This is a genomic window from Ruegeria sp. AF3 (assembly GCF_056536285.1).
Genome location: NZ_JBQFJM010000001.1, coordinates 1,985,001 through 2,006,718, shown reverse-complemented (window position 1 = coordinate 2,006,718; position 21,718 = coordinate 1,985,001). Strand labels below are relative to the sequence as shown.

At 54.8% G+C, this 21,718-nt stretch carries 11 protein-coding genes, 1 tRNA gene, 2 rRNA genes and 9 pseudogenes; 10 read left to right on the top strand and 13 right to left on the bottom strand.

The window, feature by feature from the left end; genetic code table 11:
- Positions 1-46 precede the first annotated feature (46 nt).
- The gene (locus ACR3FC_RS10110) at positions 47-1,117 is read right to left on the bottom strand and encodes a polyamine ABC transporter substrate-binding protein (protein WP_480474652.1); all 1,071 of its coding nucleotides are present in this window, start codon (positions 1,115-1,117) and stop codon (positions 47-49) included.
- A 178-nt stretch (positions 1,118-1,295) separates the two neighbouring features.
- Between ACR3FC_RS10110 and ACR3FC_RS10105 the strand changes: the two genes are divergently transcribed.
- The 6 genes and pseudogenes from ACR3FC_RS10105 (at position 1,296) to ACR3FC_RS10080 (ending at position 6,418) form a co-directional block, all read left to right on the top strand.
- On the top strand, positions 1,296-2,219 hold the full coding sequence (locus ACR3FC_RS10105; protein WP_480474650.1) for a GntR family transcriptional regulator: 924 nt from the start codon (positions 1,296-1,298) through the stop codon (positions 2,217-2,219).
- A gap of 7 nt (positions 2,220-2,226) precedes the next feature.
- Positions 2,227-3,516, top strand: a complete 1,290-nt coding sequence (locus ACR3FC_RS10100) for a nucleotide disphospho-sugar-binding domain-containing protein (RefSeq protein ID WP_480474648.1) — start codon at positions 2,227-2,229, stop codon at positions 3,514-3,516.
- Positions 3,517-3,694: 178 nt separating this feature from the next.
- Positions 3,695-3,856: pseudogene (locus ACR3FC_RS10095) on the top strand (transposase); the annotation flags it as partial.
- A gap of 52 nt (positions 3,857-3,908) precedes the next feature.
- Positions 3,909-4,559: pseudogene (locus ACR3FC_RS10090) on the top strand (IS3 family transposase); the annotation flags it as partial.
- 116 nt (positions 4,560-4,675) lie between these two features.
- Positions 4,676-5,760, top strand: a pseudogene (locus ACR3FC_RS10085) (Mu transposase domain-containing protein).
- Positions 5,693-6,418 (top strand): annotated as a pseudogene (locus tag ACR3FC_RS10080) (ATP-binding protein). The pseudogenes ACR3FC_RS10085 and ACR3FC_RS10080 overlap by 68 nt, the downstream one beginning before the upstream one ends.
- A 115-nt stretch (positions 6,419-6,533) precedes the next feature.
- On the opposite strand, the pseudogene ACR3FC_RS10075 reads toward ACR3FC_RS10080, so the two are convergent.
- The 3 genes and pseudogenes from ACR3FC_RS10075 to ACR3FC_RS10065 form a co-directional block, all read right to left on the bottom strand.
- Positions 6,534-6,695: pseudogene (locus ACR3FC_RS10075) on the bottom strand (transposase); the annotation flags it as partial.
- Between the two features lie 168 nt (positions 6,696-6,863).
- The gene (locus ACR3FC_RS10070) at positions 6,864-8,891 is read right to left on the bottom strand and encodes an oxidoreductase (protein ID WP_480474646.1); all 2,028 of its coding nucleotides are present in this window, start codon (positions 8,889-8,891) and stop codon (positions 6,864-6,866) included.
- A 266-nt stretch (positions 8,892-9,157) separates the two neighbouring features.
- A pseudogene (locus tag ACR3FC_RS10065) lies at positions 9,158-9,772 on the bottom strand (DMT family transporter); the annotation flags it as partial.
- Between the two features lie 85 nt (positions 9,773-9,857).
- Between ACR3FC_RS10065 and ACR3FC_RS10060 the strand changes: the two are divergent.
- Positions 9,858-11,208, top strand: a pseudogene (locus tag ACR3FC_RS10060) (IS3 family transposase).
- Positions 11,209-11,270: 62 nt separating this feature from the next.
- Here ACR3FC_RS10060 and ACR3FC_RS10055 read toward each other — a convergent pair.
- From ACR3FC_RS10055 to ACR3FC_RS10035, 5 genes and pseudogenes are all read right to left on the bottom strand, one after another.
- A pseudogene (locus ACR3FC_RS10055) lies at positions 11,271-11,723 on the bottom strand (IS6 family transposase); the annotation flags it as partial.
- A 241-nt stretch (positions 11,724-11,964) separates the two neighbouring features.
- Positions 11,965-12,456, bottom strand: a complete 492-nt coding sequence (locus ACR3FC_RS10050) for a VOC family protein (protein WP_480474644.1) — start codon at positions 12,454-12,456, stop codon at positions 11,965-11,967.
- Between the two features lie 9 nt (positions 12,457-12,465).
- Positions 12,466-12,816: a nuclear transport factor 2 family protein gene (locus ACR3FC_RS10045; protein ID WP_480474642.1), complete on the bottom strand. Its 351-nt coding sequence runs from the start codon at positions 12,814-12,816 to the stop codon at positions 12,466-12,468.
- A 30-nt stretch (positions 12,817-12,846) separates the two neighbouring features.
- The gene (locus ACR3FC_RS10040) at positions 12,847-13,155 is read right to left on the bottom strand and encodes a putative quinol monooxygenase (RefSeq protein WP_480474640.1); all 309 of its coding nucleotides are present in this window, start codon (positions 13,153-13,155) and stop codon (positions 12,847-12,849) included.
- Positions 13,156-13,232: 77 nt separating this feature from the next.
- Positions 13,233-14,090, bottom strand: coding sequence for a helix-turn-helix domain-containing protein (locus tag ACR3FC_RS10035; RefSeq protein WP_480474638.1), 858 nt, complete (start codon positions 14,088-14,090; stop codon positions 13,233-13,235).
- 99 nt (positions 14,091-14,189) lie between these two features.
- On the opposite strand from ACR3FC_RS10035, the gene ACR3FC_RS10030 reads away from it, so the two are divergent.
- The 3 genes from ACR3FC_RS10030 (at position 14,190) to ACR3FC_RS10020 (ending at position 16,122) form a co-directional block, all read left to right on the top strand.
- The gene (locus ACR3FC_RS10030) at positions 14,190-14,771 is read left to right on the top strand and encodes a TetR/AcrR family transcriptional regulator (protein ID WP_480474636.1); all 582 of its coding nucleotides are present in this window, start codon (positions 14,190-14,192) and stop codon (positions 14,769-14,771) included.
- Positions 14,772-14,878: 107 nt separating this feature from the next.
- Positions 14,879-15,424, top strand: a complete 546-nt coding sequence (locus ACR3FC_RS10025) for a thioredoxin family protein (RefSeq protein WP_480474634.1) — start codon at positions 14,879-14,881, stop codon at positions 15,422-15,424.
- Positions 15,425-15,441: 17 nt separating this feature from the next.
- Positions 15,442-16,122, top strand: coding sequence for a glutathione S-transferase family protein (locus ACR3FC_RS10020; protein WP_480474632.1), 681 nt, complete (start codon positions 15,442-15,444; stop codon positions 16,120-16,122).
- A 93-nt stretch (positions 16,123-16,215) separates the two neighbouring features.
- Here ACR3FC_RS10020 and ACR3FC_RS10015 read toward each other — a convergent pair.
- From ACR3FC_RS10015 to ACR3FC_RS10000, 4 genes and pseudogenes are all read right to left on the bottom strand, one after another.
- A pseudogene (locus tag ACR3FC_RS10015) lies at positions 16,216-17,416 on the bottom strand (IS3 family transposase).
- An 825-nt stretch (positions 17,417-18,241) separates the two neighbouring features.
- Positions 18,242-18,318 (bottom strand) — tRNA-Met (locus ACR3FC_RS10010).
- A gap of 120 nt (positions 18,319-18,438) precedes the next feature.
- Positions 18,439-18,553, bottom strand: a 5S ribosomal RNA gene (gene rrf, locus ACR3FC_RS10005).
- Positions 18,554-18,735: 182 nt separating this feature from the next.
- Positions 18,736-21,564 (bottom strand): 23S ribosomal RNA (locus tag ACR3FC_RS10000).
- Positions 21,565-21,718 lie beyond the last annotated feature (154 nt).

Below are 21,718 nucleotides of genomic sequence, written 5' to 3'. Positions count from 1 at the left end.
GGCCCGACCCTTTGTTCGGGTCGGGTTTTGCTCAGGGTTTGATCACTTATTGTGCGGCCATAATTTCGGTCACGGTACGTGCAAAGGGTTTCTGGCCATTGCCGAGATCGCGCAACTGCTCGTACTTGGTAAGGTCTGCGGGCGACATTCCCATGTTCGGGAAGGTTTCGATCAAGGACGGGTCCAGCGCCGCCATCGCAGCCTTGTTCGGCGTTTTGTAAAGGATATTACTGGCAACCCAGACACCGACATCCGCGCCCAAGACATAGTTCACAAAGGCATGCGCCGCGTCTTTGTTTTCAGATGCATCCGTGATGACTAGCGCATCTACCCACAGATCCGATCCTTCTGATGGGATCGTATACTTGATGTCTGCGTTCTCACCGATGCCGTAGTTACACCAGCCATCCCAGGCGTGAACCATCGTTGCCTCGCCCGATACCAACTTCAGATAAAAAGTTGCATCGTCGTAGGCCAGCAGATCCTGCTTCGCCGCAACCAGCAGGTCCTTTGCAGCCGCCAACGTCTCATCCGACGTATCGTTCAGCGACTTTCCGAGGGCTAGCGCGGCAGCTCCCATCAGCCAACGATCCGTCGAGAGCATTGTCACTTTGCCTTTCAGGTCGTCAGAGGGTTTGAGCAGATCATTCCACGAAGTCGGTTCTGCCATCAGGTCTGACCGGTAGCATAAGCCCGTCGTGCCCCAAGCGTATGGCATTGAATAGTTGTTGCCCGGATCATGAGCCAGTTCTTTAGCTTCGTCATACAAGTTGGACGCATTCGGAACCTTATCGTGGTCGATAGCAGCCACCAGCCCCAAGTTGTTTAATGCTTCGGCAAATGGCGACGAGACGAAAAGAACGTCATAGCCCTTGCCCCCACCGGCTACGACTTTGCCCATGATTTCTTCGTTGGTGCCATGCACCGAAAGCTCGGCCTCGATACCGGTTTCCTTGGTGAAATTCTCCAGCAGGTCCGGCGGCATGTAACCGTCCCAGTTCGAGATCACGATTTTTTCTGCTTGGGCCGCTCCGGCGAATACGCTGAGAGCGCAGACCGCCCCGGCTGTGAGCCAAGCAAATGGCAAACGGAACGAATTGGTGAACTTGTTGGTCATGTCTTCCTCCCTTGACATCCGCGCTCGCTTCTGGGGCGAGATATGTGATGCAATCACGGTATTTTTTGATTAAATAAAACTCAACAATTTTTTGAATCATTTTTGTGTGGCCCGATGAAGACATTTAAAGTACCGTTTTTATTGTATATTAATTAAGAATGACGAAAGCCGCCTTGTTATGTCGCCAAGCAAACACTTGAAACTTGCTCAAAAAATACTGGACGTTGCGATGGATCTCGACTTGCATCAGGGCGACAGGCTGGTGGAAAAAACCCTTGCTGATTCGTGCAGCGTCTCTCGCACTCCAGTTAGATCCGCATTGAGGCTACTGGAAAAAGAGGGGATGGCACGCAAAGCGGCAGAAGGTGGGTTTGTCCTAGAATGCGAACCCGAAAAGGGGCATTCGATACTAAACCAGCATTCGGTTGGAGCAGGTGCCGATCTCGCTGGTGACATCCTACGAGATCGCGGAGCCCGACGCCTGGACGGCGCCATCAATGTCACAGACCTGATCCGGCGATATTCAGTTTCACGCAGCGCTGCACAGCGTGCGCTCGAAGCTCTCCTAGCCCAAGGCGTGATTCAGAAAGCCGAAGGCCAATCCTGGGTGTTTACTCGCATGCCAGGAGACCGTTCAGGACGGATTGAGAGCTACGAATTTCGTCTAATACTGGAACCGCAGGCCATTCTGTCCGACGGTTTCAAGTTGGACACCAAGCGCGCCGATCTGGTCCGCACCCAAACCGAAGCGCTTCTGGCGCAGTCGGAAAACTCCTTCAACAGCCAGGAATTCCAAGACGCGGATCTTGCCTTTCACAAGCTTATCGCTCGTTCGTCCGGCAACCAGTATCTAGCTTCTGCTCTCATTGCCCACCATGGGTTGCGCCACCTGCCAGGCGGATCGTTCGGTATGATCGACTTTCGGATGAGGCAGGCGCTTGAGGAACATCTGCGCATACTTGATTTCATCGAGCAGGGTCATTTCGATCTTGCGGCGGATCAGATGAGGGTTCATTTGCGGCTTTCAATGAACCAAAGACCCAGCGTCGCCAATCGTGGCGCGCCGGCGCTTGTCCAAGCGACCCGCGGGTCAATCCGATGAGTGAATGATGAACCGCGAGGAAGCACCTTTAATCGCTTTTTTCCCTGAAGCTAGTTTTGGGGCTGCACTGAATTGTGTGGGGATCGCTCAGGAGCTTCGCGCAATGGGCGCACTCCCCGTTTTCCTGACCCACGGTGGCTTTGGTGGCGTATTCGCAGATTACGGTTTTGACGAGTTCGCCGTCCCAGTTCAATCAAAGTTGACAGAAGAGGAAACCCAGACCTATTGGCAGGAATTCCTGAGTCATCACCTACCGCATTTTAGCATGCTCCCAACTGACCAACTGGCCACCTATGTAGAGCCCGTTTGGAGCGCAATCGTCGAGACTGCGGAATCGGTTGAGCAGGGGTTGGAAACGGCGCTAGAGCGGATCAACCCGGATGTCGTCGTTCTCGACAACGTCATCATGTTCCCAGCCATCGTACGATCCGAGCGCCCATGGGTCAGGGTCATTTCATGCGCGGAAACCGAGTTGCCAGACAACTGCCTACCGCCGTACCTGTCCGGCCTGCCGGCATCTGACGTGGCCGGGTGCGCGGCATTCCGGGACCAGTACCTGGAGACCCTTGGCCCAATTCATGCTCGCTACAACAAATTTCGCCAGGATCGGGGACTTGAGCTATTGCCTAATGGTGAGTTCCTAGAAACATCACCGCATCAAAACCTTCTTTTGGCGCCATCGATAATTCGCCACGATCGTGATCAGGCGCTGAGTCCTGGACAATTCACCTTCCTCGAAGGCTGCGTACGCCAAGAAGGTCCCTACCGTGTACCTCAGATGCCCCGTAACGACGGGCCTCTGGTGTATGTGAGTTTTGGTAGCCTGGGTGCTATGGATGTCACATTCTTTGAAAGCCTGTTCGACGTATTCAAGACAATGGACATGAGGTTTCTGGTCAATGTCGGGGCCCAGATCGATGCCTATTCCAGAGTACCAGACAATGTTCATCTGCAGGAATGGTTCCCGCAGCCTTCCGTGGTTGAACAATGCGATCTGTTTATTCACCACGGCGGTAACAACAGCTTTTGCGAAGCGCTGTATTTCGGGGCCCCGTCGCTGATCCTCCCCTATTGCTGGGACGGGCACGATAACGCCCAGCGAGCAGTTGAAACCAGTGTCGGACTCAGGTTAAATCGGTGGGATTGGACGCCGGAGCAGTTGGAGAATGCGATTAACCGACTACTTGGGGACGCGGAGCTAAAGGCCCGGCTGGCTGCGAACTCAGAGTTCATGCGGTTGAGAAAGTCGGTTCAGTTAGCTGCTCAGAAAATTCTGGATTGTGTAAAACCTAACTGAATCTAGTTTTGTCCCGTCGGTCATCCGTTTTGTAATTAAGGATGGAAGGGAACATCGCAACGAACTCTTAATCACTGAACCTAAAGTGTAGGTTTTGGGCTTATTCTGGCGAAAAACTATTCGTTGATTGACGCACAAATCGCTGATTCAATTTCCGTACTGAACGGGGGAATGAGCGATGAAGGGGCCAAGGCAGCAAACACAAGGGTCACTGTTCTACGAATTCTCGATTGAGGATCATGTTCCGCAAGACCATATTCTTCGAGGTATAGACCGGTTCGTCGAACTGTCTGATATCCGTCGGCACCTTGCTCCGTTCTACAATTCGACTAGCCGACCGTTGAACCGCTCCGGGTTTTCCGGAGGCTCCAAATCGAGGAAGGATTGGAGCCATGGAAAGAGACAACAGAGCGAACCGCTATTCACCTGAGACGCGCGCAAGGGCCGTGCGGATGGAGCTTAACAATCAAGGCAGCTATGAGAGTCAGGCGGCAGCGATCAAGGCGATTGCGCCGAAGATCGGCTGTGGCCGGGACACATTGCGGCGTTGGGTTCAGCAGGAGGAAACTGACCTTGGCCACCGGGATGGTGTGACGTCGGAAGAGCGGACCAGGATCATGAAACTGGAACGCGAAGTGCGGGAGCTGCGTCAGGCCAATGAGATCCTAAAAAAGGCCAGCGCGTATCTTGCTCAGGCTGAGCTCGACCGCCCACTGAAACGATGATCGGGTTAATCCACTGCCCGGCTAGGCATTGCGGGACGCAATGTCCCGAGAGGGGGCGATCACCGGGCCGAGTATTGGGTCGAGCCGATCTGCCGGGTTTTGCCGATCGCCCCTTCGACCTTCTACGACCATCTGGCCGTTGTCCGTGATCCGGATCGTGCATCTGATCGCGCCAAACGGGATGCCGTCCTGCGGTGCGAAGTGCACAGGGTGTGGGATCAGAACTTCAAGGTCTACGGGGTGCGCATGGTCTGGCATCAGATGCGCCGCGAAAGCTTCGATGTGGAACGCTGCACGGTGGAACGGCTGATGCGACAGTTTGTGAACCGGCATGCAAAATTGACCCCTGTATTGGGGTAATCGGCGTCCAAAAGTGCCCCCCCTGATATTTCTGTTCAGAAGCTTCCTCGAAGATATGAGGGAGCGATTTGGGGATGTTGGTTGTGGAAACGATTGCGAAGATCAGGCGGGCGTATTTCATCCAGAGGAGGTCGATCAAGCAGATGAGCCGGGAGCTTCGGGTATCGCGGAATACGGTGCGCAAGGTGGTGCGATCCGGAGCGACGGAGTTCAGTTATGACCGGTCCACGCAGCCCCGCCCCAAGATTGATCCCTGGCGGTCTGATCTGGATGAGATGTTGGCGGAGAACGCCCGGCAACCGAAACGCCAACGTCTGACCCTTTTTCGGATTTACGAGGACCTGCGCAACCGTGGTTTTGATGGCAGCTATGACGCGGTGCGGCGCTATGCGGCCCGTTGATCGAAGGCAACGCGGGAAGCGTCTGCGGCGGCCTATGTGCCGCTCAGCTTCGATCCCGGCGAAGCTTATCAGTTCGACTGGAGCCATGAGATCGTCATCCTCGACGGCGCGACCGTGACGGTGAAGGTTGCGCATGTCCGCCTGAGCCACAGCCGGATGCCGTTTGTGCGGGCCTATGCGAAGGCGAACAAACATCCGGAGCTGCGGGACAAGATCATCTGGGAGGTGTTCGAAGAAGAGCGTCCGAGCCTTGTTCCCTATGTCGGCCCATTCGATGGATTCCATGCGGTTCCGGCCTCGGTATCAAAGACCTGCCTCGTGCGGTTCGACAAGAACCGATACTCGGTTGATGCTCGTGCCGTGGGACGGCCGGTGGAGATCAGGGCGTATGCCGACCGGCTGGAATGTTGGCAGGATGGCCGGATTGTCGGCAGCCATCCCCGGGCGTTCGGGCGGGACAAGATCATCTTTGATCCCTTGCACTACATACCTGTTCTGGCCCGCAAACCCGGCGCTCTGCGCAACGGGACACCCTTCAAGGAATGGGACCTGCCGGTGTAGTTCTGAACATCTTGGCCCGACACAGCGAGCCGCCACCGCCCCTGACAATCACCACCCCGGACGCCCTGCGGCTGGCCTGCGAACCCATTGCCGACTGCAACCGATATGACAGCTTGAGGAGAACACAGAATGGAACGCTCAGACGTGATCGACGCGATGGGAAAACTGAAGCTCTACGGGATGCGCGCCGCTTATGACGAGGTCCTGACCACGGCCGTCAAGCGCCAGCACGAGCCCCAGCAGATCATCGGCGACCTTCTGACCGCCGAGATCCGCGAGAAGCAGGCACGGTCGGTCAAATACCAGATGACCATCGCCAAGCTGCCGCTCGCCAGGGAACTGGAAGAGTTCGACTTCGAAGCTGCCGAGGTCAATGAGGCCCTGATCCGTGACTTGGCCACCGGCGACTTCCTCGACCACCAGCGCAATCTCGTCCTGATTGGCGGTACAGGCACCGGCAAAACCCATCTCGCGTCAGCATCGCCCGTGCCTGTATCCGGGCCGGACGCCGGGGTCGGTTTTTCAATGTCGTCGACCTGGTGAACAAGCTTGATGCAGAAGCCCCGCAGAACGCCAGGGGCGAACCGCAGACCTCTTCTCCCGTCTCGACTTCCTGATCCTCGATGAATTGGGCTATCTGCCCTTCGCCCAGACGGGGGCCAACTCCTGTTCCACCTGATCAGTAAACTCTACGACCGAATCTCGATCATCGTCCCCACCAACCTGGCCTTCGGCGAATGGTCCAGCGTGTTCGGCGATGCCAAGATGACAACCGCGCTGCTCGACAGGCTTACCCACCACTGCGAGATCGTCGAAACCGGCAACGAAAGCTGGCGCTTCAAGAACCGAGCATAACGCCAATCCGAAACACCGCAGGCCTGCCGCCGCGGCGCTATGTGAGGGCTACGCAGCCCCGGGCCAGCTCAGCATAAAGGGGGGCAATATTGGATGCCGATAGGGGGTCAGCTTTGAATGCCGATTGACAGTCACGCCACCGCAACCCATTGCGATTGATGAAGATAATCCCGCTCAGCACCCTCTTGCCATCGACCCGCGGCTTGCCATGCGACCGCGGGAAGAAAGGGGAAAGTCTGGCCATCTGCTCGTCAGTCCGCCAGAAAAGGTCGCTCATATCACCGCTCCGTTTTTCGAACCGTGAATCATGCAGCTCTTTGAAAATCAACGAATCCTGAGCCTAGGGCCGTTCGATACCTATGAAAGTGGATGCTTTCCTGTCATAAGTTGAGCCAGAACTGATAGTCCGCTCCCATCCTTAATCGGCAGAGCGGCTTGGTTTCTTTCAGATCTGTGCACAAACACGCAAGGCATCGAGAATTGCGGCGTGCATATTTCGGCTTGTAACCGCGTCGCCAATGCGGGCCAAATAGAACTGACCGCTCCGATTGGTATCACGAAATGGAAGCATCCCGCCAATGAGCGCTTGGTGTTCAACCTGCCCAAGGTTGCACGAGATTAGTTTGAGGTCGTGATAGAGTTCGGCCATAGGGGACAGACCATGTTCAACGACCACATGATCTACAAGACGTTCAATGACGCCCCCCGTCAACGAATGACGTAGGCTGGCAAGAACCCGATCGCCTTCGTGCGAAAGGCAGGTGAGCTCCTGGAGGCAAGTGAAGGCGACTCCATTAGCGGCCAGATCGCGTAATGCGACAGCAGAGGTCGTTGGGCCAAGGTCATGCAGAAGAGCCCGATCTGGGGTCACCAGATTGACACTGCAACCGTTACCAGCCAGCACGTCAGCCGTGACGGCCGCAGGGTGGTCGCCGATCTCGTCAAACAATAGCACCTCGCCCGAGATACGCACCTCACCGGACAACACGTCCCAACTGGAGATTGCCAGGTCACCGCCGGGGATGGTTAAGGTACCGGGCCAACCACCTGTCGCAATGATCACGACATCAGGGACTTCGGACAGCACATCTTCGGCTTCGGCATAGGTGTTCAGGCGGATATTGACCCCAAGCACCGTCACTTCTGAAATCAACCAGTCAGCAACGCCCCAGACCTGCCTGCGCGTCATCCCCTTGGCGGCCAGACCCAACTGTCCGCCCAGACGATCCGACGCCTCGAACAACACCACGTCGTGGCCACGCAGGGCACAAATCCGCGCGGCCTCCAGCCCTCCGGGCCCGCCACCGACGATAACCACTTTTTTGCGAGTGTCGCTGGGGATGATGATATGAGGCAAGGTCTGCTCACGTCCCGTCGCAGCATTGTGTCCGCACACGGCAGGTTTGCCCTGATTGACACGGTCCACGCAGTAGCCCAAGCCGACACAAGGGCGGATACGCTCTTCTTCCCCGCGTGCGAGTTTTTCCACCAAATAGGGGTCGGCTATCTGTGCGCGGGTCATGCCCACCAGATCGACATGGCCGCCAGATACCGCGTGACGGGCCGTGGCAATATCCGCAATCCCTCCTGCGTGAAGGATCGGTAGATCGACCGCATCACGTATGCGTCCGGCCACGGTGACGTGCGGGGCCGCAGGCAACCCCATGGGGCGCACCCACTCGGCCAGACCAAGATCATCGTAGGGTGCGCCGGCAAGGATATTGAGAAGGTCGACATGGCCGGAATTTTCCAGCATCCGGGCGGCGGCTATGCAATCTTCGGCACTCAGCCCTCCTTCGGTTTGTTCATCGCCGGTGATGCGCATCGACAGGATGAACTCGGGGCCGACTTCAGCGCGCACCGCGTCAAGCACCTGCAGGCTCAGGCACATGCGGTTCTCCAACGTCCCGCCATAGTCATCGTCGCGCTTGTTGGTAAGTGGGGACAGGAATTGCCCCAGAAGGTGTGAGTGGGACAGAAGCTCGATCCCGTCGAACCCGCCCTGCTGACAGCGTCGCGCGGCAGCTGCGAAATCGCGGATCACCCGGTCGATATCCTCTTGTTCCATTACTTTTGGAAAGGCGCGGTGCGCGCGCTCTCGGATACCGGACGGAGCCAGAACCGGAAGCCAATACCCATCATCCCAGGCTGTGCGCCGCCCCATATGGGTGATCTGGCACATGATGGCGGCACCATGTTCGTGTACGCCATCCGTCAGTTTCCGGAACCATGGGATAATACTGTCATCGCCGGCATAGAGCTGGCCAAACACTGATGGGCTGTCAGGGGCGATATTGGTTGACCCGCCGACCATGGTCAGGGCGACTCCGCCCTTGGCCTTTTCTTCGTGGTACAATCTGTAACGGTCCCGGGGATGGCCATCTTCGACAAAATTCGGTGCATGGGAAGTGCTTACGATACGATTGCGCAAAGTGAGATGTTTCAATTGAAACGGATCAAGTAGGTTTGCCACTTTCGTATCCCTTAGGCCAAATCTGTTGACAGAGAACCGTTCAAGGTCGGGCCCTCTGGTCAGATTTCACGCCCGATGAAGTTTGTTTTCGAAAGTATTTTACATGGGAAGCAACACGCAAGAATTCGCAGCTTCCGACATAGCTGTGTGAAAAGGCGACCCGGCCAAGAGACTTCTATGTGGAAAACTCGTTGAGCAGAGACGGGGACCTGATAGGTGCCTCTCAATCCACCAGGGTCAGCTAAGGGCCACGAGCACGTGTAGTCTTAGATTGGAGGTGCTGCGCGCTCAGTGACCAACTGTCTAGCTATAACCCTTTCGCGATGGATCATGTACAGCCCGGCACTGATGATGATGGCAATACCAAGCAGGCTAAGCATGTTAGGGAAGTCATTGAAGACAAGATAGCCAAACAGGGCCGCTACCGGCAGCTCAAAGTACTGCAGGGGAGCCAATGTAGCCGAAGGTGCAAAGGAAAGGGCATAGGTCATCATCAGGTGGCTCACCGTTGCGAAAAAGCCCGCCCCCAGAAGCCACAACAGCGCGAGGCCTGCCGGCCAGACAGGATCGAACAGCTCGGAGCCGGAACCTTGGGCAGCTATCAGTACGGGAATGCAAAACAGACTGGCAATCAGGCCAGTGTGGAATTGCAGAGCCACGGGGTGCATCCGGCGTGACAATCCCCGCGTCACAAGAATGTAGAAAGCAAAGGCGACCGCGGTACCAAGAGGGATTATGGCAACAGCGCCAAAGGCCGCGAAGCTGGGCTGGATAACGAACAAAACCCCAACAAATCCCACAAGAGCCGCTCCCACTCGACGAGGGCCGACATCCTCGCCAAGATAATACTTGTCGACCAACAGGACAATGAACGGGGCCAGTGTCTGACGTCAGCGCCTACCGGAAAGATTTAGGGGTTTGAGCAACGGAGGATTTCTGGTTCATCGAAGCCATTATGGAGCGAAGATGAACCAGAAGTCCGGAACATCGAAGGACGCCGCTGACAAGTTGGTCAGCGGCATCAAACGCAAGACCCGCAAACAGTAATCGGCCGAGGAAAAGAACAGGATTGTCCTGGCTGGCCTGCGGGGCGAAGAGAACATCGCCGCGCTATGCCGCCGCGAGGGCATTGCCGAGAGCCTGTACTATTCCTGGTCGAAGGAGTTCCTTGAAGCTGGGAAGAACCGGCTGGTCGGTGACACCGCCCGCCAGGCGACGGCACCTGAGGTCAAGGATCTGCGATCTGAAGCATTGGCCCTAAAGGAAGTCGTTGCTGAGCTGACGCTCGAGAACCGACTGCTCAAAAAAAGCATGATCGGGGATGGGGAGGACGACGCATGAGATACCCCGCCTCAGAGAAGCTTGAGATCATCCGCACGGTGGAAGCTTTGCACCTGCCGGTCAGGCAGACGCTGTCGATGCTCGGTATCCCCAGAGCACCTACTACGATTGGTATGCGCGGTGGGTCGAAGGCGGCGTTGATGCACTGGCAGACCGATCTCCCCGACCGAAGTCGGTGTGGAACCGCATCCCGGACGACATCCGCGAGGACGTTGTCGAGTTTGCCCTGGAGCACGAAGACCTGACGCCACGCGAGTTGGCGGTCAAATACACTGATGAGAAGCGCTACTTTGTCTCGGAGTCATCCGTGTACCGCTTCCTCAGCGCCGAGGATCTGATCACCGCACCGGCTCATGTGGTGATCTGTGCCGCGGACGAGTTCAGGGACAAGACAGTGCGCCCCAACGAGCTCTGGCAGACCGACTTTACCTATCTCAAGGTCATCGGCTGGGGTTGGTTCTATTTGTCCACGATCCTCGACGACTACAGCCGTTACATCATCGCGTGGAAACTCTGTACGACGATGAAGGCAGCCGATGTGATCGACACGCTGGAGCTGGCGTTGGAAGCATCAGGGTGTAATCAGGCCGGGGTCGTCCAGAAGCCACGATTGCTCCGTGATAATGGTTCATCCTACGTCGCTGCCGACCTGGCCGACTACCTTGATGCCAAAGGCATGGATCATGTTCGCGGCGCACCGCATCACCCGCAGACCCAGGGCAAGATCGAGCGGTGGCATCAGACGATGAAGAACCGTGTTCTTCTGGAGAACTACTACTTGCCTGGGGACCTCGAACGACAAATCGGCACCTTCGTCGACCACTATAACAACCATCGCTACCACGAGAGCCTGGCCAACCTGACCCCGGCCGACGTCTATTACGCCAAGGGTGCGAAGATCCTGAAAATGAGAGAGGAGATCAAGAAACAGACATTCCGAAAACGTAGGTTGCAGCACCAATCCGCTGCCGCTTAAACTCAAACAGAAACCGAACCAGAGCCTCCGTTACGAAAACACCAACCCATTCCGAAAAACTCTGACAACGGACACTTGTTGATGGCCTTGATTCCGGCGGTGTTGGCACCGTTCTTGTCGATGACGGTCTTGCTCGGGATTCCATTTGAAGACAGAGCTTTGGCAAAGAACCTGACGGCAGCTTGACGGTTCTTGCGCTCGGACAGCATGAAATCAAGGGTATTTCCTGCCTTGTCGACGGCCCTGTAAAGGTACATCCAATTGACGCGAACACGAATATAGGTCTCGCCCATGCACCAGGAGTTCAGCGTTGGGCGTTTCTTCGATTGCGCTCTTGCTGCGATCATGGTGAATACTTCACAACCCACCTGTTGAGAGTGGCATGGTCCACCTGAACGCCGCGTTCTACCAGGATTTCTTCTAAGTCCCGATACGACACCGTGTATCGCAGATAGAAGTACACAGCATACAAAAACTGCATCCTTGGGGAAAAGACAGCCCTTCAATGAGATCATGCTCAAAAAAACCTATTCGAAAACTATTCGACGAGTACAAACCTCAGATCACGCATGCACGTCACCTAAACCCCAGAGTTTGCGACACATCCCCGAAACGAGCACATGGAAGGCGCAGAATTCAACAGATCATTTTTGTCAATGCTTCGAATACCCCACCATTCCGCATTTCTTCCAGTTAAGCATCTCAGATTACATACCAAAAGAGCCCACCCGCTGGGCAGGCTCCCTTGCTTTAGCGTTAGTCCTGCCCCCAGTGCGCGACTGAAGCAGGATCAAACCACTGTCCGCCAGCACGGGGAAAGTTCTCCGGGTTTATTTCCGGCAGTGGTTCTTCGCTGTTCGAGTTGAAATTCAGTTCGATCTGAACTCCGTTCGGATCGTACATGAACATCTGCACCAGTGTCAGCGAAGGAATGCGCCGTTCCCGGTAGTCTACACCAAGACGCTGACAGCGTTCGCGCATTTCCTGAAAACCATGCACAGAGAATGCAAAATGGTCGATGCAGCCAGTCCCTTCCGGTGCTGATCCATCATTGTTCAATGCCGCGTCACCGGTATAGAGGTGGATCGGCACTTCTCCAACCGAAGTGTTGAGTTTCAGCCAAAACCCAGGAAACTCGAATGGCGGACGAGGAGCTTCTTCCATACCAAGAACTTCGGTATAGAAACGCATTGTCGCATTAGGCTTCTGGGTCTTGATCGAAATATGGAACACGCCTGTGACTTGCATCGGAACACCTCAGATCCCTGTGCGGATCAACGGCGCATAAGCCGTTTGAACGCGGATCATTCCGTCCTGGAAGACAAATGTATCAACGCCCGATGTCACGTTATGAGTGGGCGACTTCGCGCTCCACTCGATATAAAGCGTGTCCTGTTCGTAAATCTCCTTGTGCAGGCCCCATTCCGCCTCTGGCAGGTGGGCCAGCAACTTGGTGAAGAACTCGTGAATCTCCGCCTTTCCCTTGTAGACGCGTTCGCCGGTCACGACCACGGACTCATCGGTATAGTCGGCGACGATTCCGTCGACATCGCGCCCACCAAGGGTTTCCAGGTGGTGCATGAATATCTCTTTCGGTGTACGAGACATCTGTAGTTTCCTCCCTTTTTTCGCTTACGTTCAGAGGCTTGAGTTGACCGGATCCAAATTGAGCGTGTGCAGTTCGAACCCATCGACCAGGTCGTCCATGACCGCTTTGAACCCTTCGAGATGCGGCGTTTCCATATGTGCTTCCCAAAGAGGTTTGCTGGCCCATTGCTCGGTGAAGACATAAGTCAAACGGTCGTCCGAAACGTTCATCTCATATCGGATGCAACCTTCTTCGGCCCGGGTCGGTGCGACCAGGTCGACCAGAAGATGGTACAACTCATCCGCTTTTTCCGGCTTTGCCTTGACGATGGCGATGACGACGAGAACATCGTTGCTCATTCGTATTTCTCCTTAAGAGCCAATGTTGAGTTCTCAAGGCTAATAAAGTTGAGATGGGCAGTCTTTAGCTGTTTGCGTCAGAGATTTGCCATTTTGCTGCGATATTGGCTGGGTGACATACCGTGTTGCGCCGAAAACGAGCGCGAAAACTGTGCTTGACTGGAATAACCCAACTCGTCACTGATTTCGGCGCAGGTTTTTTTGGAAACCAATAACAGACGCTCCGCTTCTTTCAGCGTCCGAGCCCTGATCATATCGGCCGGAGAACAGCCAGCCCGCTTCTGTACAATCCGCAAAAGCCTGCTTCGACTGACGGACAACGTATTCGCATAATCCTGCACACCCCATCGCAAGTGGTGTTTACGTTCCAGAAGCGTCAGGAAAGCGCCAAACAGATCCGGCCTAGTCTGCCTTCTTTGAGCGGCTGGCTTTCGCATATTCTGTTCAGAGGCCACACAATCAAGAAACAGCCGCCATTGCTGCTGCTGTAACGGTTGACGGCGTTGCGCGCGGCTCTCATCCTCCTCCGTGATCCAGTTCATCAGCGACAGCAGATGCCCGCGCAGACGTCGCGGTAAGGCAAGGGCGAAAACCTCGTTGTCCGAAAGAACGGGCATGTGAAAACCGAGATGCAAAGGGACGCGGGCCACAAACCCATCGAGTTCCCGACGGTCAGTCCAGCCATGCACAACACCGGGCGGCAACGTTAGAACCGTACCGGGGTCAAGTTGGTGATCTGTGCCCTCTATAGAACAGGTTCCGCCACCATCGCTCAGAAGAAACAGTTCAAAATAATCATGCCTGTGAAGTTCATTCGGCCGATAGTGTGCATCCCGGAAGGCCGCTGCCAGCCTCTGCGCCAGCGGACGCGTCGCAAAATGGCTTGCTGCATGCGCCTTCAGCTTGTGCAGCGGAATGATGTTTGGCCTAGTCATGCAACACCTCCCTTCAAAGATTTCCCGCCAATATACTATTGATTGTACCGATCAGTCAAAATATTGTCGGATAACCACTACTGTTCCGGAGTTCGCTCAATGCCCTGGCAGAAAAATTTCGACGAAGAACAAGCCGTGGACAAAGCAACCGCTCTGTTTTGGAAACACGGTTATGACGCGACATCGATTTCCGACCTTGTTGAAGGCACGGGTATCAACAAAGGCAGCCTTTACAATGCGTTTGGCGGCAAGAGAGAGCTGTTCTTGCGGGCTCTGCTTAAATACGACCGCCAAAACAGGCGCGCAGGGCTGACGCGCCTGTCGGTGGAAAACACCCCTCGCAATGCTATTATTGCGCTAATGAATGGCACTGTGAAAGATACGCTCGCCGACACCCAGAAACGCGGTTGCTTTCTGGTGAATACGCTTGTCGAACTTCCGACTCATGGGGATGACGTGCGCAATGTGGTGATGAACGGCCTGCATGACCTCGAAGATTTCTTTTTACAGAATTTTCGGGCGGGGCAAGTGACAGGTGAAATATCGTCTGAGGTCGACGCCGAGGCCGCGTCCAAAGCGCTGATGGGTGCCGTGCTGGCCATGCGCGTTATGGGCCGAGGCGATTTCACCCAGGAAACACTGCAAGCCGTCGCAGATCAGGCAAAACGTTTGCTCGACTGATCATCGGGAACTTGATTTGACCGATCGTTTTAGACTTTACTTGTTTATACCGATCGTTCTAAAACTGCGAAAACCTGTTCCACTCCAGCATAAGGAGTATTTCCGCGATGCTACTTGATACCCCCATCTGTGAATTCGGTTGGAAAGCTCCAGCCTTTACCCTGCCGGACCCCCAGGGGGAATTACACAGCCTTTCCGATCACCTGACCCCCAAAGGGCTGCTGGTCGCATTCATTTGCAACCATTGCCCCTATGTACAAGCCATTGCCAAACGACTTGCGGAAGACACATCCGTGCTGATGGATAACGGGATCGGTGTTTTGGCCGTGATGTCGAATGATTTCAGCTATGCCCCCTCAGACGCCCCCCCCATGATGACGAAATTCGCAGCACATTTCGGGTTCCGCTTTCCCTATCTGGTCGACGAGGATCAAAGTGTCGCCAAAGCATATGATGCGGTCTGCACTCCTGATTTCTTTGGCTTCAACGGCAAGGGCGAACTGCAATATCGCGGTCGGATTGACAGCGCGATGATGGGTGATCCGACTGGTCGCAACCCCGAACTTTTGGATGCCATGCTGATGATCGCCAGGACCGGACAGGGACCACGCCGGCAAACGCCCAGCATGGGTTGCTCAATCAAGTGGCGATGACAGGCTAAGGACGGAAAATGATTGATCTTTATACTTGGGCAACTCCAAACGGCTGGAAAATCTCCTGCACCCTCGAAGAACTCGGCCTGCCCTACCAGGTCCACCCAATCGACATCACGACCGGCATTCAAAAAGAGCCGGACTTTGTCGCGATCAATCCCAATGGTCGCATCCCTGCGATTGTCGACAACGACAATGGTGGTTTCCAGATTTTCGAATCCGGAGCGATTATGGTTTATCTGGCCGAAAAGGCCGGAAAACTGATGCCGACCGACGTAAAGGGACGTTCAGAAGTGCTGCAGTGGCTGATGTTCCAGGTTGGCGGGTTGGGGCCAATGCAGGGTCAGGCGAATGTTTTCTACCGCTACTTCCCCGAGAAGGTACCAGTGGCGATCAAGCGTTATCAGGATGAAACCCGGCGGCTGCTGGAAATTCTCGACAAGAGATTGGCAGATAACGATTATCTGGCAGGAGATTTCTCCATCGCCGATATCGCTCATTGGAGCTGGGCGCGCATACATGACTGGGCTGGCGTTCGCGCGGACGACCTGAACAATCTGCAACGCTGGATTTCAGCCATTGCTGTGCGCGAAGGATGTTCCAAAGGTGTTCAGGTCCCGCATGCCACACAATATCATTTGCCTGACAGCGTCAAAGAAGAAACCCTCACTGCGACACGGTCAATTTTTGCAAAGTGACGACAAAGGAGACCGGGCTGCCATTTGGTGTTCGGCCTGGTTTCCGATCCAACCAAGTGCTTTGCCCTGACCTGCCCCCCGAGGCTCCCTCATTCATAACGTGAGTCTGCGGGTCTGGCTTTCATATTCCTCGGTTTCGGTCTGGGCAAGCGCGCCGGGCGCGGAGCCCTCAAATTGCTCAAGCGTCCGGCGCGCTTCTGCGGGTGTTTGGTTTCCTAGCGATGAGTGTGGCCTGACGTTGTTGTAATCGTACCGCCATAGCACCAGCTTGCGCCGGGCATCGTCCAGACTTTCGAACATCTCTTCATTCAGCAGCTCGTCGCGCAGGCTGCCATTGAACGACTCGATGAAGGCATTCTGCTGGGGTTTGCCAGGATCGATGTAGTGCCAGTCCACGCCGTTTTCGTTCGCCCATTTCAGGATCGCCCGGCTGGTGAACTCTGTTCCATTATCACTGACAATGCTAGTTGGCTTGCCATAGAGACGCACAAGCGCGTCCAACTTCCGCGCGACACGGGCACCCGAGATGCTGGTATCGGCCATCAGACACAGGTTCTCGCGGCAGCAATCGTCGTTCACCGCCAGAATGCGGAACCGGCGTGATGCCCCGAATGTGTCCGACAGGAAGTCCAGGGACGAGCGTTCACCTGGCCTCAGCGCCACTGGCATCGGTGTTCGAGACCCACGCGCCCGTTTGCGGCCCCGTCGTCGCCTGGCGCCCAGTTTCTCCTCAGTGTAAAGCCGATACAGCTTCTTGTGGTTCACGATTATTCCTTTGCGTTCCAGCATCACGCCGATCCGCCGATAGCCAAACCGGCGGCGCTTGGCAGCGACGGCCTTCATCTCCTTGCGTATCTCGGGATTGTCCGGCGGGCGTTCACGCCTGACAGTTTTGGGATCGACACCCCCTCACGGGACATTGCTTCGCAATGCCCTGCCGGGCAGTGGACAAGTCGGCAGGCCCGGCGTTGCGAGATGTCATGATCCCGCATCGCCCTCAGCGCTGCCTCTCGCCGCTCATTCGGCGTCGTCAGCTCTTTCCCAGCAGATCCTTCAGAACAGCATTGTCCAGCATCGTATCGGCCAGCAGGCGCTTGAGCCTGGCATTCTCGTCTTCCATCGCCCTCAGCTTCGCGACGTCAGACACTTCCATGCCGCCATACTTCGATTTGTATTTGTAGAACGTGCCCTGGCTGAGGCCGTGCTTGCGGCACACCTCGGCCGTCGACATCCCGGCTTCCTGTTCTTTGATCATCCCGATGATCTGCGCCTCGGTAAAACGGCTCTTTCGCATTCGTTTGCTCCTTCAAAAGGTTGAGCAAACTCTACATCTGAACGAGGGAAATTTCGGGGGGCAGGTCAGAGGTTCCATTGTTCTCGCAGTCATTACACATTTTCTTTCTCAAGCGAGATCTCAAGCGATCGAAGTCGAGAGAGAAAAGCGAGAAAATTACCTTAAGCTTATGGAATCTCTAAAATCTTTTGTTTCCAAAAAGGACAACGATACGCTTATGCAGTTGTATTTTCAAACATGGGTGGTTGGATCTAGCGAGGTTGTCCAAAGTTGTAGTGACTTGTTGCAAAAAAACAAAAATGAGCCCTCCCAATTCGGATGAAGTAAACAAAAGTGTTAACAAGTTGATTGAAGCAATGTGGCGCGACTTGGGATGGAGTTCAATTGGCAATGCCGAATTTGACGCATTCACAGAAAACCAACTATTGACGCCTGATCACTTTCAGAGCACCTCAACTCCAATTTTTGCCCCGTTGCTGAACGCAATCGGATAAGCCTATGGAAAGCCTACGAAGTAACACTTGAATTTACTTAGGAAGTAGTCGCGAACCAACAAAACAACATTCGTTTGGACCGCTGGACCTGGTCGACCGGATTCTAACAAGGCGTCTACGTTTCATTCGGCCGACAGCACTGACGGTGGAGGCGTGTTGGTTTTCATGTTGGGGTAAGAGTCGGCTTCAGGGAGCGTCAGAATGGGTGCGCTTTGATAGCTGATCTTTGCTCTCTGGCGTAGCACCGTTGTAGCACCGGGTAAGGATGTCCTAAACGCGGAAAGCCCTGCGTTATGCAAGGCTAAGTGTTTGATATCTGACTAGGAAGTATTGGTTGCGGGAGTAGGATTTGAACCTACGACCTTCAGGTTATGAGCCTGACGAGCTACCGGGCTGCTCCATCCCGCGACACTTTTGATGACCTACCGCTTACGCTACTTGAGGTCTTTTTTGGTCTACCGCCTATTCGGCTGCTTGAGACCGGGTAGTGTTCTTATCATCGTGTTGAGAGATTGGGGATTTTACTAGGTTTGGCGGTGACCTACTCTCCCGGGGCTTAAGCCCAAGTACCATTGGCGCGGCAGTGCTTAACTTCCGGGTTCGGGATGGGACCGGGTGTTTCACTTGCGCTATGACCACCAAACCGAGGAAAATCCCCGTCGCTCTTTTTGCTTTGCAAAAAGGCGACGCGCAGGAGGCAGCGTATTCGCGAAGCGGATGCGCGTTCCTGCACGGTTGTTATGTCAATCAACAGTGTCGCTTGGCGCGACACAGCTATCCAACTCAAGGTGTGTATGTCTTTGATTTGTCTTTCCATTACTGGATCAAATCAAGCCTATCGGGCGATTAGTACCGGTCAACTGAACGCATTACTGCGCTTACATCTCCGGCCTATTGACGTGGTGGTCTTCCACGGCCCTCAGGGAGACCTTGTTTTGAGGGGGGCTTCCCGCTTAGATGCCTTCAGCGGTTATCCTGTCCGATCATAGCTACCCAGCACTGCCGTTGGCACGACAACTGGTCCACCAGTGGATCGTTCACCCCGGTCCTCTCGTACTAGGGGCAACTCCTCTCAAGTCTCCTACACCCACGGCAGATAGGGACCGAACTGTCTCACGACGTTCTAAACCCAGCTCACGTACCTCTTTAAACGGCGAACAGCCGTACCCTTGGGACCTGCTCCAGCCCCAGGATGAGATGAGCCGACATCGAGGTGCCAAACACTGCCGTCGATATGGACTCTTGGGCAGTATCAGCCTGTTATCCCCGGCGTACCTTTTATCCGTTGAGCGATGGCCCTTCCACTCGGGACCACCGGATCACTATGGCCGTCTTTCGACTCTGCTCGACTTGTCAGTCTTGCAGTCAGGCTGGCTTCTGCCATTGCACTCAACGAGCGATTTCCGACCGCTCTGAGCCAACCTTCGCGCGCCTCCGTTACGCTTTAGGAGGCGACCGCCCCAGTCAAACTACCCGCCACGCAGGGTCCCGGATCCGGATAACGGACCGCGGTTAGACATCAAGAGTGCGAAGGGTGGTATCTCAAGGGAGGCTCCACAGGGACTTGCGTTCCTGCTTCAAAGCCTACCACCTATCCTGCACATCACAATCCTGATGCCAGTGCGAAGCTGTAGTAAAGGTGCACGGGGTCTTTCCGTCTAACCGCGGGAAGCCTGCATCTTGACAGGCAATTCAATTTCGCTGAGTCGATGTTGGAGACAGCGGGGAAGTCGTTACGCCATTCGTGCAGGTCGGAACTTACCCGACAAGGAATTTCGCTACCTTAGGACCGTTATAGTTACGGCCGCCGTTTACCTGGGCTTCAATTCAAGGCTCTCACCTCTCCTTTAACCTTCAGGCACCGGGCAGGCGTCAGACCCTATACGTCGTCTTGCGACTTCGCAGAGCCCTGTGTTTTTAATAAACAGTCGCCACCCCCTGGTTTGTGCCCCCAGCCCCTAGTTGCCTAGGAACCGGGCCTCCTTCTCGCGAACTTACGGAGGTATTTTGCCGAGTTCCTTCAACATCGTTCTCTCAAGCGCCTTGGTATGCTCTACCAGTCCACCTGTGTCGGTTTAGGGTACGGTCTGATGGAGGGCTATTTCCAGGAACCACTCAGCAGCCCAATCAATCCGATAAGATTGAACTACACCTGTGATCCGTCACATCCTCCTGGCCTAGGAATATTAACCTAGTTCCCATCGCCTACGCCTTTCGGCCTCGGCTTAGGGGCCGGCTTACCCTGCTCAGATTAGCTTTAAGCAGGAACCCTTGGACTTTCGGCGAGAGTGTCTCTCACACTCTTTGTCGCTACTCATGTCATCATTCTCACTAGTGATCTCTCCACCGGATCCCTCACAGGCCGGCTTCATCGAAAAGACTCGATCCTCCAAGGTGCCCCGAAAGACACTAAAGAGGATAAGTCTTATGTCACACTACGCTCTGCTACCATGCCTTACGGCATCCTAAGCTTCGGCTCATGGCTTGAGCCCCGTTACATCTTCGCCGCAGGACAACTTATTTAGACCAGTGAGCTGTTACGCTATCTTTAAAGGATGGCTGCTTCTAAGCCAACCTCCTGGTTGTTTTGGTCGTCCCACCTGCTTTCCCACTTAGCCATGAATTGGGGGCCTTAGCTGTAGGTCAGGGTTGTTTCCCTCTCCACTACGGACGTTAGCATCCGCAGTGTGTCTGCCATCTAGTACTCCCGGGTATTCGGAGTTTGGTTAGGATCAGTAAGCCTGTGGGGCCCCATTACCCATCCAGTGCTCTACCCCCCGGGGTATTCGGATGACGCTCTACCTAAATAGATTTCGCAGAGAACCAGCTATCTCCGAGTTTGATTGGCCTTTCACCCCTAGGCACAGCTCATCCCGATCCTTTTCAACGGATGTGGGTTCGGTCCTCCAGTAAGTGTTACCTTACCTTCAACCTGGCCATGCCTAGATCACTCGGTTTCGGGTCTGATCCCACGAACTCATTCGCCCTATTAAGACTCGCTTTCGCTACGCCTACACCTAACGGCTTAAGCTTGCTCGTGAGACCAAGTCGATGACCCATTATACAAAAGGTACGCCGTCACCCCGCAAGGAGGCTCCGACTGATTGTAGGCGTTCGGTTTCAGGTACTGTTTCACTCCCCTCGTCGGGGTGCTTTTCACCTTTCCCTCACGGTACTGGTTCGCTATCGGTCAGCAAGGAGTACTTAGCCTTCGAAGGTGGTCCTCCGATCTTCAGACAGAATTTCACGTGTTCCGCCCTACTTAATACGTCCGATCATGCTTCATATACGGGACTGTCACCCTCTATGGTCCTGCTTCCCAACAGGTTCTATTCACACTCACGGCTCGGCTGGTCCCCGTTCGCTCGCCACTACTAGGGGAGTATCAATTGATTTCCTTTCCTCCGGGTACTTAGATGTTTCAGTTCCCCGGGTTTGCTCTTAAAACCCTATGTATTCAGGTCTTAAGTACCTGTTCATGCTCATTATTGATCAGCTGTGCCAACAATAACAAACATTCAGGTGGGTTGCCCCATTCAGAAATCCATGGATCAAAGCTTATTCTCAGCTCCCCATGGCTTATCGCAGAGTATCACGTCTTTCATCGCCTCTTGCTGCCAAGGCATTCACCAAACGCCCTTCTCGCGCTTGATTTGATCCAGAAAAAGAAAGACATAACATCTTGCGCTACCGCCTATTCGGCTACTTGAGCGCGTGAAGCCTTTCGACCTTTCGGCCTGCAGGCTTCGACTATGTCGATCGTGATCACCCAGCTGGTAACTAAAGGCGATCGTTCTTCTGAACCAAA

Bases quoted from the DNA above. Each gene is read 5' to 3' on its own strand.
- ACR3FC_RS10040 (WP_480474640.1), bottom strand. From the start codon at position 13,155: ATGAGCAACGATGTTCTCGTCGTCATCGCCATCGTCAAGGCAAAGCCG.
- ACR3FC_RS10105 (WP_480474650.1), top strand. From the start codon at position 1,296: ATGTCGCCAAGCAAACACTTGAAACTTGCTCAAAAAATACTGGACGTT.
- ACR3FC_RS10020 (WP_480474632.1), top strand. From the start codon at position 15,442: ATGATTGATCTTTATACTTGGGCAACTCCAAACGGCTGGAAAATCTCC.
- ACR3FC_RS10050 (WP_480474644.1), bottom strand. From the start codon at position 12,456: ATGCAAGTCACAGGCGTGTTCCATATTTCGATCAAGACCCAGAAGCCT.
- ACR3FC_RS10045 (WP_480474642.1), bottom strand. From the start codon at position 12,816: ATGTCTCGTACACCGAAAGAGATATTCATGCACCACCTGGAAACCCTT.
- ACR3FC_RS10025 (WP_480474634.1), top strand. From the start codon at position 14,879: ATGCTACTTGATACCCCCATCTGTGAATTCGGTTGGAAAGCTCCAGCC.
- ACR3FC_RS10035 (WP_480474638.1), bottom strand. From the start codon at position 14,090: ATGACTAGGCCAAACATCATTCCGCTGCACAAGCTGAAGGCGCATGCA.
- ACR3FC_RS10110 (WP_480474652.1), bottom strand. From the start codon at position 1,117: ATGACCAACAAGTTCACCAATTCGTTCCGTTTGCCATTTGCTTGGCTC.
- ACR3FC_RS10100 (WP_480474648.1), top strand. From the start codon at position 2,227: ATGAACCGCGAGGAAGCACCTTTAATCGCTTTTTTCCCTGAAGCTAGT.
- ACR3FC_RS10030 (WP_480474636.1), top strand. From the start codon at position 14,190: ATGCCCTGGCAGAAAAATTTCGACGAAGAACAAGCCGTGGACAAAGCA.